The following is a 10749-nucleotide window of genomic DNA, read 5'->3' as shown; positions in this document are numbered from 1 at the left end:
GTTTCACCCATCGCCGCGCGCCCCAGCAGGATCGATTCGACGATCGTCGCCACGGCCCCCTCCTGCAGGTCCACTTCGGTCCGCCTGGCAAGGCGACCCCGATTGAACAGGATGGTCTCCTGCGGCAGCCAGTCAAGCCGCCCGCCGCGATCCACCCGCAGGCGCTGGTTCATCACCGCATTGCCGGAAAGCGCGCGATAGATGCGTTCCGATCCGGGCGTGGTAACGGTCACCCTCGCACCTTCCTCGACCGTCACTTCGGTCGTGGTCATGTCGCCGCCGGTCATCCCGCCGGCGGTATTCATGATCACAAGTTCCGTTTCATCCGGCTCGACACGCGGCAGGCGCAGTTTGAGGCAGCCTTCCTGGAACAGGGTTCCTGCCCGGGTTCTTCCGTCGTCTCCCTGCGTGAATGAAATTCGCGCATGGCCGAAGGAGCGCGGCAAGGTGCCTGTGCCGGTGTGGTCTCCATTTGCGACGGCTTCGAGCAATTTCCCCTCTGACCGGCAGGCCTGGCCCGCCGTCAACGCAGTCTGTCCTTCGGGATCGACGCGATCCCGCCTCCCCGGTTAAAGAGCCACCTCGAAGAGGCTGTCAACAGCATAACTCGCACCCAGTTCCGCGACAGCCCGGATGACGGCTGCCGCGCGTGCAGTGCCGCAAACCCGGCATGTGCGCCGGTCGTGTACCGCTCATTCATCCGCCTGCGGACCCTCTTCCTCTGCGGCATCGCGGGCGGCACGCTCGGCCACGAGCCAATCGGCGATGGGTTTGAACGGGCCGTATTTGTGCTGTTCAGGCAGGAAATCCCCGGCCCAGGGCTCGAAGGGCATGTCGGCCGGCTTGCGCAGACGGTCGGGAAAGTCGTTTTCCATTCCCTCCTTGTGGCCGCGCGGCTGCGAATTGATATAGGCCGCCACGTCATAGGCCTCGTCCGGTGTCAGGATGCGGTCCTCGTGATCGGCACCCTGCGGCATGTTCGCGAAGATGAAACGATTGGCCATCAGCATCCGATACATGCCGGCACCGTCGTTGTAGCTGTCATCGCCGAACACCGGCGGATAAAGATATCCCTCGCCGTCTCCGGGTTCGCCGCTGCGCATGACCACGCCGCACTCGCCGAGGGTGAAGACACATCCCGCCCGTCACGCCCTCCTCGCGCGTGATTGACTCGGACCGCGCGGGAACAGACAGTGAACAACTGTCAGAATCACGCGCTCTGCTCCCATGTCCCGCCACGCCTCCTCTGCCGTCCTCATCGACCTGCGCGCCCGTATCGCGCGGCTCGAGGGGGGTGTGCGCAAGGCCGGCGTGCTGCCGTTCGGCATCCCCGTGCTGGATGCGCGCCTGCCCGGTCACGGGCTGGCGCTGGGGGCATTGCACGAGGTCGCGGGCGGTGCGGGCGGCACGGTTGATGGCGCGGCGGCGGCGCTGTTTGCCGCCGGGATCGCGGCGCGCTGCGAGGGGCCAGTGCTCTGGTGCGTGACGCGGGCGGACCTGTTCGCGCCGGGGCTCGCGCAGGCGGGGCTGGCGGCGGAGCGGGTGATCCATGTCGAGGCGGGCGGTGACAGGGGTGTTCTCGCCTGCATGGAGGAAGGCTTGCGCCACGGCGGCCCCGGCGCGGTGGTGGGCGAGGTCGCGCGCCTGCCGATGGTCGCCTCGCGCCGCCTGCATCTGGCGGCGCGCGAAAGGGGCACGCTCTGCATCGCGCTGCGGCGCTGGCGGCGGCAGGCGGATGCGGGCGACTTCGGCCAGCCCACGGCGGCGATGACGCGCTGGCGCGTGACGGCGCTGCCTTCCGCGCCCCTGCCGGTGCCGGGCGTGGGGCGCCCGCGCTGGCTGGTGGAACTGGTCCGGGCGCGGGCCGGGGAATGTCTGGAACTGGAACTGGAGGCATGTGATGGCACGGGTCATCTCGCTCTTCCTGCCGCTGTGGCCGGTGGAGCGACTGCGGCGGCGGGCAGGCAGCGGCGCACCGCCGGCTGAGGTGCCGCTCGTGCTCGCGGGCCGCGAGGGCGGGCGGCGGGTGGTGACGGCGGCCGATGCGGCGGCAAAGACGCTCGGGCTGCGGGTGGGCATGACCATCGCGCAGGCGCAGGCGCAAGTGCCGGGACTGGAGATCCGCCCGGCCGAGCCGGATGCCGACCGCATGAGCCTCGGGCGGCTGGCGCTCTGGCTCTTGCAGCGCATTTCACCGCTGGTGGCGCTCGATGGGACAGAGGCAATTGTCATCGACGTGACGGGGGCGGCGCATCTGCACGGCGGCGAGGCGGCGCTGCTCGACGGGCTGGTCGGGCGGCTGGCGGTGTCGGGCATCACGGCGCGGGCGGCGATCGCCGACACCCGGGGCGCGGCCCATGCACTGGCGCGGTTCCGGGCCGATCCGGTGTTCATCGCACCCAGGGGCGAGGTGATGGCGCATATCGCGCCGCTGCCGCTTGCCGCGTTGCGGCTGCCGGCCTCGCTTGCGGCCGGGCTCGACACGCTCGGGCTGATGCGTATCGGGGATCTTGCCGCCCTGCCGCGGGCGCCGCTCACCCGGCGTTTCGGCCCGGAGCCTTGCCGGCGGCTCGACCAGGCGCTCGGGCGCGTGGCGGACCCCATCGAGCCGGTCCGCATCAACGACCTCATCACGGCGCGCCGCCGCTTTGCCGAACCCATCGCCGCGCCCGAGACCATCGCGCGTTATCTGGGCAAGCTGGTCACGGCGCTTTGCGAGGCGCTGGAGCGGCGCGGGCTCGGGGCGCGCCGGCTCGATCTCGTCTGCGAGCGCACCGATGGGCAAGCGCCGGCCCTGCGCGTGGGGCTGGCCCGGCCCTCGCGCGACGCGGCGCATCTCGCGCGGCTGCTTGCGGCGAAGATCGAGAATATCGACCCGGGCTTCGGCATCGAGGCGATGGAGCTTGTGGCAAGCCGGGCCGAGCCGCTGGCGGCGCGACAGGCGGCGACCAGCCTCATCGACGCCCCTGCCCCCGACCTTGCGGGGCTTGTCGACCGGCTCATGAGCCGGGTCGGCCCGGCCCGGGTCTATCGCCTTGCCGGCGTTGCCTCGGACGTGCCCGAGCGGTCGGTGCGCCGCATTGCGCCGCTCTCTGACGACACCTCGACCGGCTGGCCCGACAACTGGCCGCGCCCGGCGCGCCTGCTGCCGCACCCGGAGCCGATCGAGACCATGGCGCTGCTGCCCGATCATCCGCCCGCCTGGTTCATCTGGCGCGGCACCCGCCATATGATCGCCCGCGCCGACGGGCCCGAGCGCATCTTCGGGGAATGGTGGACCCGCGATGCCGAACTTGCCGCGGTGCGCGATTATTTCCGCGTCGAGGACACGAGCGGCGCACGATACTGGATCTTCCGCGCCGGCGATGGCGAGGATGCCGCCACCGGCTCGCAACGCTGGTTCCTGCATGGGCTGTTCGGATGATGGGAGGGTCGCGCACTCCCCCCCGCTACGCGGAACTGCAGGTGACCTCGCGTTTCTCCTTCCTGCGCGGGGCCTCCTCGGCCGAAGACCTGTTCACGACTGCCGCCGCCATGGGGATCGAGGCCCTGGCGGTGACGGATCGCGGCACGCTTGCCGGCATGGTGCGCGCGCATCTGGCGGCAAAGGCCGCCGGGGTGCGGCTGGTGGTGGGCTGCAGGCTCGATCTTGCCTGCGGCACGGGCGTGCTGGTCTATCCCATGGATCGTGCGGCTTACGCGCGGCTCTGCCGCCTGCTGTCCTTGGGCAAGGCGCGGGCGGGCAAGGGGCGCTGCCATCTGGAATGGAATGATCTGGCGGCCCATGGCGAGGGCCTTGTCGCGGTGCTGGTGCCTGACCTGGCCGATGCCGCCTGCGGCGAGCGCCTGCACCGCCTGCGCGCGGACTTTGGCGACCGCGCCTATCTTGCCCTGACCCTGCGGCGGCGCCCGAATGATCAACTGCGGCTCTGGGAGCTTGCGCAACTTGCGCAGGCCGCCGGTGTCCCGACCGTCGCCACCAACGACGTGCTGTTCCACACCCCCGCGCGCCGCATCCTGCAGGATGTGGTCACCGCCATCCGTCTGAACACCACCGTCGAGGCGCTGGGGGTACGGCGCGAACGCCATGCCGACCGGTATCTCAAGCCGCCATCCGAGATGGCGCGCCTGTTCGCGCTCTGGCCCGAGGCCCTGGCGCGCACGCTGGAGATCGCGGACCGCTGCAGATTCTCGCTGGATGAGCTGAGCTACCAGTATCCGGAGGAACGCGACGATCCGACGCAAACCCCGCAGCAGGTGCTGGAACGCCTGACATGGGAGAGCGCGGCGCAGCGCTATCCGGGAGGCGTGCCGGAGGAGGTGCAGACCACCCTGCGCCACGAACTCGCGCTGATCGGCAAGCTGGATTACGCGCCCTATTTCCTCACCGTGAACAGCATCGTGCGCTTTGCCCGCTCGCGCGGCATCCTCTGTCAGGGGCGGGGATCGGCGGCCAATTCCGCCGTCTGCTATGTGCTGGGCATCACCGCGATCGACCCCGTGTACAATGATCTTCTGTTCGAGCGCTTCGTCTCCGAGGAACGCCGCGAACCCCCCGATATCGACGTCGATTTCGAACACGAACGGCGCGAGGAGGTGATCCAGTGGGTCTATGCCCATTACGGGCGCGACCACGCCGCGCTGACCGCGACCGTGATCCGCTACCGCATGAAAGGCGCCCTGCGGGATGTCGGCAAGGTCATGGGCCTGCCCGAAGATCTGATCGCGACGCTCTCCACCCAACTCGGCCGCTGGTCGAAGGGCGGGCTTGGGGATGACGACCTGCGGGCGCTCAACCTCAACCCGGAAGACCGCCGATTGCGGCTCACGCTGCACCTGGCCAGCGAGCTGCGCGGCGCGCCGCGGCACCTGTCGCAGCATCCGGGCGGATTCGTGCTGACCCGCGACCGGCTCGACACCCTCGTGCCCATCGAACCCGCGGCGATGGAGGGGCGCCAGATCATCGAATGGGACAAGGACGATATTGATGCGCTGAACTTCATGAAGGTCGACGTGCTGGCGCTGGGCATGCTGTCCTGCCTGCGCCGGGGGCTGGACCTTCTGGCCGAACACAAGGACATCCGCCTCGATCTTGCCTCGATCCCCGCCGATGATCCGGCGACCTATGCGATGATCCGCCGCGCCGACACGATCGGCACCTTCCAGATCGAGAGCCGGGCACAGATGTCGATGCTGCCGCGCCTCGGACCTCGCACCTTCTACGACCTCGTCGTGCAGGTGGCGATCGTGCGACCCGGGCCGATCCAGGGCGACATGGTGCACCCCTATCTGCGCCGCCGCCGGGGCCTGGACCCGGTGGATTATCCAACGCCGGAGCTGAAGAAGGTGCTGGCCAGGACGTGGGGCATACCCCTGTTCCAGGAGCAGGCGATGCGCGTTGCCATCACCTGCGCGGGCTTCACCCCGGGCGAGGCGGACCTCCTGCGCAAGAGCATGGCGACCTTCAAGCACACCGGCGGCGTCTCGAAGTTCCGCGACCGGCTCATTGCCGGCATGACGGCGCGCGGATATGCCCGGGACTTTGCCGAGCGCATCTGCCACCAGCTCGAAGGTTTCGGCTCCTACGGCTTCCCCGAAAGCCACGCGGCGAGCTTTGCGATCCTGGCCTATGCGTCGTCCTGGCTGAAATGCCACCACCCCGAGGTGTTCTGCGCCGCCCTTCTGAACAGCCAGCCGATGGGCTTCTATGCGCCGGCCCAGATCGTGCACGATGCCCGCGCCCACGGGGTCGAGGTGCGGCCCGTCTGCGTGAACGCCAGCCGCTGGGACTGCACGCTGGAGCCCGCAGCGGACGGCGCCCTCGCCGTGCGGCTGGGGATGCGCATGGTCAAGGGGCTCTCCAACGCCCATGCCGCCCGGATCATTGCCGTGCGCGAGGCACCCTTCGCCTCGCCCGGGGATATCCGGTACCGCGCCGGCGTGCCGGTCGCGGCGCTGACCGCCCTGGCCGAGGCGGATGCGTTCCGCGAAGGGCCCGGCCTTTCCCGGCGCGCGGCGCTCTGGGCGGTGAAGGGGCTCGGGGCGCAGGATCTGCCGCTCTTTGCCGCTGCCCGTGACCGGGAGCCGGACCCCGAGCCCGCCGTCCACCTGCGTCCGATGTCCGAGGGTCGCGAGGTGGTCGAGGATTACGCAAACACCGGCCTCACGCTGCGCCGCCACCCGGTTTCATTCCTGCGCGAGCGCCTGGCACAGCGCCATATCATGCCTTGTGCCGAAGCAGCGGCGACGCCGAACAACCATGTCATCACCACCGCCGGCCTCGTCCTCGTCCGCCAGCGCCCGGGATCGGCCAACGGCGTCGTGTTCCTCACGCTGGAGGACGAGACCGGCATCACGAATGTCGTCATCTGGCAGAAGATTTTCGAGCGCCATCGTCGCGTGATCCTCTCGGCGCCGATGATCGCCATACGCGGGCTTGTCCAGCGCGAGGGCGAGGTGGTGCACCTCATCGCACGCGCCGCGGTCGACCTGTCGGGAGACCTGGCGAGCGTGGGCCGGAGTGCCGAGCCACGATCAGCGGCACCGCTTCGGATCAGGTCGCGCGATTTCCAGTGAAATCAGGGAGCAATGGATGTCTGCGGCACCGGCGCAATCGCGCTGATCCTGACCCATGTCCACGGGATTTCCCGGCCGAGAGACATTCGACCTTACAATGGCCACAGGGCCGACCGGCCCTGCCCGCGCACCCCTGAAAACTCTGACGGCCAGACAGGCGGGGATTGCCTCTTTCACAAGAACCCCGGAAGCGAGGCGAGACCGTCGCAGGTCAGGGCGGAAAGCTCCACTCGTCATGCTCGACCGCAAGGATGCGCAACGGCGCGCCGGGCTGGTCGGTATCGGCGCGCAGGCGGAACACGGCCCGCTTGCGGAGACCGAAATTGGTGAACTCCGCCTGGACGGAGATCATGCCGCGGAACATGGGCTGTTCGGGGTCGGGAATGATGCGCGTCACCGAGCCCTGAAAATCCTGCGCGTCATACAGCAGGTCGGCGCCGTGACCGGACAGGGCCGGGACCAGATCCGCAAAGAAGTAATTCGCCGCATTGGCCGGGGCAAAGGGATTGTCGGCCTGGCCCTGCGCGGCGGCAAAAGCGGTGTAAAGCCGCTGCACCAGCGATTGCGCCCCGTCGATCAGCGCATCGCCCGTGGCCTCGGGCGCGGCAACGGTGCTGCCGGCATCGGCGCCCCGCTGAACCGCCTCGCCGCCGTCCTCCGTCAGGAACCGCTGCGCGACCCAGCCGGCCTGCGCGAGATCAGCGCTCTGCATCAGGCACCAGCGTTGCGGAAGCGCGGCGCGCTGCGCGTCGGTCAGGGCGCTGTAATAGGGCTGGATCAGCAGCGGCACGCAGGTCACGAGCCGCAGGCCCCGCGCATCGGGCGGCAGCCGGTCGATCACCAGATAATCGGTGCCGGGCCCCATGCGCATGTTCAGGGTATCGTCCGATGCAACCCCCGTGACCCGCCAGGCGTCCGGCCCGTGCCCGTCGATCTCGGCCATGGCCGGGGCCGCCAGCATCAGCGCCGTTGCGATCAGAATTCCGCGCATCATTTCACCTCTATGATCGTGCGGCCAAGCACCGCCGGACCGGTAAGGTCGAGAAAGCGGATTTCATAGAATCCGGGCTCTTCAGGCATGGTGATTTCCACGGTCTTTTCGCCCTCTGCCCCGGCCTTGAAGGCCGCGATCCAACTGAAATCCGGCTGTTCCTTGCGGGCAAGCGCGATGCGCTCGTCCCCGCCGCTGCCGCCGCCCTCCCAGGTGACGGTGATCGTCTCGCCCGCGCCGGCGGCCTCGGGCGCCGAGAGCCTTGCCCCGTCGTCGAGCGGCGCATTGGCCGGCACGACCTCGAGCGGGGTCATCGCCATGGTGCGGCCACCCTGGGCCAGAACATAGCGGATTTCGTAAAGACCGGGCTCGGCCGGGGCGGTCAACCGCGTCTGCGTGCCATTCTCCACACGGTTATACGACGTATAAGTGCCTTCATCCGCACCCGCCGGCACGATGGTGATATAGTCGCGCGGGTGAATGCTCGCGGACCAGCTTATGTCGATCTCGCCCCCGGCGCGCATGACAGCGGGGGCGCTGATGCCGACTTCCGCCTCGACCACCTCGACGGGCACACTGGCCATGGTGCGCGCGCCCTCGGCAAGGATATAGCGCAACTCGTAAAGGCCGGGCGTGGCCGGCGCGACAAGGCTGCCCTTGGTGTTGTCCTCGGCGCGGATATAGGCGGTGTATTTGCCTTCATCCGAGCCGGCGGGAACGATGGTGATATAGTCGCGCGGATGGATGGTGCCGGACCAGTTGAAATCGAAGTTTGCGCCGGTCGTCACCTGTTCGGGGCCGGTCAGCGACACTTCGCCCTCGACCACCTCGACGGGCGCGCTGGCAAGCGTCGCGCCCCCGTTGTCCTGCACATAGCGCAGTTCATAAAGGCCGGGCGTGGCAGGCGCGACGAGGCTGCCCGTGGTCGCCTTGTCCGCGCGGATGTAGGCCGTGTATTTGCCCTCATCCGCGCCCGCTGGCACGATGGTGATGTAATCACGCGGGTGGATGGTGGCGGACCAGGAGAACTCGAAGGCCGCGCCGGTCGTGACCTGTCCGGGGCCGCGCAGGGTGACTTCGGGCAGGTCGGGTTCCGGTTCGGGTTCCGGTTCAGGTTCGGGCTCCGGCGCGGGTGTCTCGACCGCGGTCGTCACCCGGGTCAGCGCCTCCTGCAGTTCCTCGGCATTGCCGGCCGGCACGAATAAGCCGCCGGTGCTTTCGGCGATGCAGGCAAGGCTCGCATGGTCCGCATCCTCAAGGTCGAAACCCACCACATGGGCGGTGAAATCCACCCCCTGCCGCGCCAGATCCGCGGCAAGCGCGCAAGGGTCCGCGTTGCAGGTTTCAAGCCCGTCCGAGATCAGCACCACGGTCGCCGGGCTGTCGCGCCAGGACAGAAGCTCCGCCGCCTGCCGGACCGAGGCGGTGAGCGGCGTCTTTCCGACCGGGCGGATCGCATTCACCGTCGCGATGAAAGCGTCGCGATCGACGGGGCCGGGGGTGATCAGGGTCTCGATGTCATCGCAGTCGCCCTGGCGGCGGTGGCCATAGGCGACCAGGCCCAGGTTGGTATCCTCGTCCCAGCCCTCGACCAGATCGGCCATGACGTTGCGGGCGATCTCGACCTTGCTGGTGCCGTCGATCTGCCCCCACATGGAGCCCGAGGCATCATAGACGATCACCACATCCTCGGCCGCGGCCGCGCCGGCGAATGCAAGGCTCAGCGCCACGGCCGGGACCGCCAGTCTGGGTGCAAATCCGGTCATCGTTCGGGTCCTTTTCATGGTTCGATCCTGCCGTATCATGCCGGCTCCGGCACCGGGTTTTTCTGGCTTGCGGGGGCCGCGCCCAGGGCGCGGTCCTTCAGCTTGCGGAACTTGGCCGACATCTGTTCGAGCCGCGCCTCCCATTCGGGGTTCGGGGTCTGGCCTTTGGTCACGCGGAAGAACACCTGCATCATGCAGGCGACGGCGAAGGGTTCAAGCAGCGCGGCCTTCACGCTCCAGGCAAAGAGCAGCGCAAAGACCACGCCCCCTGCCGACCAGGCACCCGGCATCAGGTAAACCACCAGCGCCGCCGGCGCGAGCATCACCAGAAATACCAGAAAACCAAGACCGTAGACGAACACCGCAAGCCAGGCCGCGTTTTTCATCATCACCTTGTAGTTCTGGCCGTAAAGCACCAGCGCCTCCTGCGCCGAGGCCCAGGCATTGTCGGAACGGGTGCGGATCGCATGGGCAAGGATCACCTCGTCGACAAAGCCGACCGCCACCCGCAGAAAGGCCGAAACGATGGCCATGAGCTGTTTCGCGCCCGGAATCGGCAGAAAGGTCAGCACCCCGCGCAAGAGCCCGGTTACGGCCCGGATCACGCCCTTGACAAGCTGGTCCATCAGGAACAGCACGCTGGCCTGCGGAAAGCGTTCCCTGACCGCAGCGCCCGCGTGGGCGATCTGGCCGCGCCCCTGCGGCAGCGGCTTGCCGTCGATCAGTTCGACCAGAACGGCGATATGGCCGGCCTTGACGATATAAAGCACATATTCCCGCGCCCAGAACATGAAGGCACCGAAGACGCCGAAACCCGTGATCCCGCCCCAGAGCGTGGCCGAGGCGCGGAAGCCCTCGTCACCGAAACCGCCGACGCCCCAGCCGACCCCGGCCCCCGCGCCCGTCACCAGGATGTAACCGAGCGCGATGCCGAAATAGACCGCCATGCGCAGCAGGATGAAGGGCAGCGTCCGCCCCATCAGGCCCATGGCCGCACCAAGACTGAAATCCCACATGTCCACTCCTTTTCGCGGTCAGCCGGGCCGCCCGGTCAGACCTCGCATTTGCTGTTGCCGTATTTTGCCGCGCAGGCGCGCGCCGCACAGGATTCGATCTGCGCATCGCGCCGCGGCTTGCGGATATCGACCGTCTCGACCGCCGTGTAGGGAACCGAGACCGTTTTCATCTTCGGGGTGCAGATGGTCGTATCCCCGTGCGTCTTGCAGTCCAGCGCCCCGCTGGGCTGTTCCTCGCTGCGGTGACGGATCACCGTTTCCTGCCGGTAAACGGGCGGGATCTTCAGCATCCATTCCGCCTCGCAATGGCCGCGCTCGGCCCGGTATTCGGGCGTGCCGCAACTGCCGAGCAACGCGAACACGGCGGCAGAAACCGACAGGGACCGGACAGGGAGCATGA

General features: G+C 68.5%; 9 protein-coding genes. 3 read left to right on the top strand and 6 right to left on the bottom strand.

Annotation, left to right across the window (positions count from 1 at the left end; all coding sequences use genetic code 11):
• The coding region (locus B0B01_RS12550; protein ID WP_143733108.1) for an urease accessory protein UreD at positions 1 to 305 on the bottom strand (305 nt) is incomplete at its 3' end.
• A 387-nt stretch (positions 306 to 692) separates the two neighbouring features.
• Positions 693 to 1103, bottom strand: coding sequence for a c-type cytochrome (locus tag B0B01_RS12545; RefSeq protein ID WP_076650409.1), 411 nt, complete (start codon positions 1101 to 1103; stop codon positions 693 to 695).
• 124 nt (positions 1104 to 1227) lie between these two features.
• On the opposite strand from B0B01_RS12545, the gene B0B01_RS12540 reads away from it, so the two are divergent.
• The 3 genes from B0B01_RS12540 to B0B01_RS12530 are packed head-to-tail and all read left to right on the top strand — an operon-like array spanning position 1228 to position 6576.
• Complete coding sequence (locus B0B01_RS12540; protein WP_076650408.1) at positions 1228 to 1986, top strand: ImuA family protein; 759 nt, start codon at positions 1228 to 1230, stop codon at positions 1984 to 1986.
• Positions 1901 to 3424 carry a DUF6504 family protein gene (locus B0B01_RS12535; RefSeq protein WP_076650407.1) on the top strand — a complete coding sequence of 508 codons (1524 nt, stop codon included), beginning with the start codon at positions 1901 to 1903 and terminating at the stop codon, positions 3422 to 3424. The genes B0B01_RS12540 and B0B01_RS12535 overlap by 86 nt, the downstream gene beginning before the upstream one ends.
• Positions 3421 to 6576 carry an error-prone DNA polymerase gene (locus tag B0B01_RS12530; RefSeq protein ID WP_327082998.1) on the top strand — a complete coding sequence of 1052 codons (3156 nt, stop codon included), beginning with the start codon at positions 3421 to 3423 and terminating at the stop codon, positions 6574 to 6576. Before B0B01_RS12535 ends, B0B01_RS12530 begins: the two co-directional genes overlap by 4 nt.
• A 211-nt stretch (positions 6577 to 6787) precedes the next feature.
• Here B0B01_RS12530 and B0B01_RS12525 read toward each other — a convergent pair whose 3' ends face one another.
• Genes B0B01_RS12525 through B0B01_RS12510 form a run of 4 tightly spaced genes read right to left on the bottom strand, consistent with a single transcriptional unit; the run spans position 6788 to position 10747 of the window.
• Positions 6788 to 7570, bottom strand: coding sequence for an SH3 domain-containing protein (locus B0B01_RS12525; protein WP_143733107.1), 783 nt, complete (start codon positions 7568 to 7570; stop codon positions 6788 to 6790).
• Positions 7567 to 9351 carry a vWA domain-containing protein gene (locus tag B0B01_RS12520; protein ID WP_234967803.1) on the bottom strand — a complete coding sequence of 595 codons (1785 nt, stop codon included), beginning with the start codon at positions 9349 to 9351 and terminating at the stop codon, positions 7567 to 7569. Before B0B01_RS12520 ends, B0B01_RS12525 begins: the two co-directional genes overlap by 4 nt.
• A gap of 17 nt (positions 9352 to 9368) precedes the next feature.
• Positions 9369 to 10349, bottom strand: coding sequence for a hypothetical protein (locus B0B01_RS12515; protein WP_076650403.1), 981 nt, complete (start codon positions 10347 to 10349; stop codon positions 9369 to 9371).
• 35 nt (positions 10350 to 10384) lie between these two features.
• Positions 10385 to 10747 carry a hypothetical protein gene (locus B0B01_RS12510; RefSeq protein ID WP_076650402.1) on the bottom strand — a complete coding sequence of 121 codons (363 nt, stop codon included), beginning with the start codon at positions 10745 to 10747 and terminating at the stop codon, positions 10385 to 10387.
• Positions 10748 to 10749: the final 2 nt, after the last annotated feature.

Origin of the sequence: Pontibaca methylaminivorans (genome assembly GCF_900156525.1) — a bacterium.
GTDB lineage: Bacteria > Pseudomonadota > Alphaproteobacteria > Rhodobacterales > Rhodobacteraceae > Pontibaca > Pontibaca methylaminivorans.
The sequence above is the reverse complement of the archived record's forward strand: the minus strand, read 5'-3'. Positions and strand labels throughout refer to the sequence as shown.

What these genes read in the sequence shown, in the direction of transcription:
- B0B01_RS12530 (WP_327082998.1), top strand. Translation starts at nt 3,421, where the DNA reads ATGATGGGAGGGTCGCGCACTCCCCCCCGCTACGCGGAACTGCAGGTG.
- B0B01_RS12510 (WP_076650402.1), bottom strand. Translation starts at nt 10,747, where the DNA reads ATGCTCCCTGTCCGGTCCCTGTCGGTTTCTGCCGCCGTGTTCGCGTTG.
- B0B01_RS12525 (WP_143733107.1), bottom strand. Translation starts at nt 7,570, where the DNA reads ATGATGCGCGGAATTCTGATCGCAACGGCGCTGATGCTGGCGGCCCCG.
- B0B01_RS12535 (WP_076650407.1), top strand. Translation starts at nt 1,901, where the DNA reads ATGGCACGGGTCATCTCGCTCTTCCTGCCGCTGTGGCCGGTGGAGCGA.
- B0B01_RS12545 (WP_076650409.1), bottom strand. Translation starts at nt 1,103, where the DNA reads ATGCGCAGCGGCGAACCCGGAGACGGCGAGGGATATCTTTATCCGCCG.
- B0B01_RS12540 (WP_076650408.1), top strand. Translation starts at nt 1,228, where the DNA reads ATGTCCCGCCACGCCTCCTCTGCCGTCCTCATCGACCTGCGCGCCCGT.
- B0B01_RS12520 (WP_234967803.1), bottom strand. Translation starts at nt 9,351, where the DNA reads ATGAAAAGGACCCGAACGATGACCGGATTTGCACCCAGACTGGCGGTC.
- B0B01_RS12515 (WP_076650403.1), bottom strand. Translation starts at nt 10,349, where the DNA reads ATGTGGGATTTCAGTCTTGGTGCGGCCATGGGCCTGATGGGGCGGACG.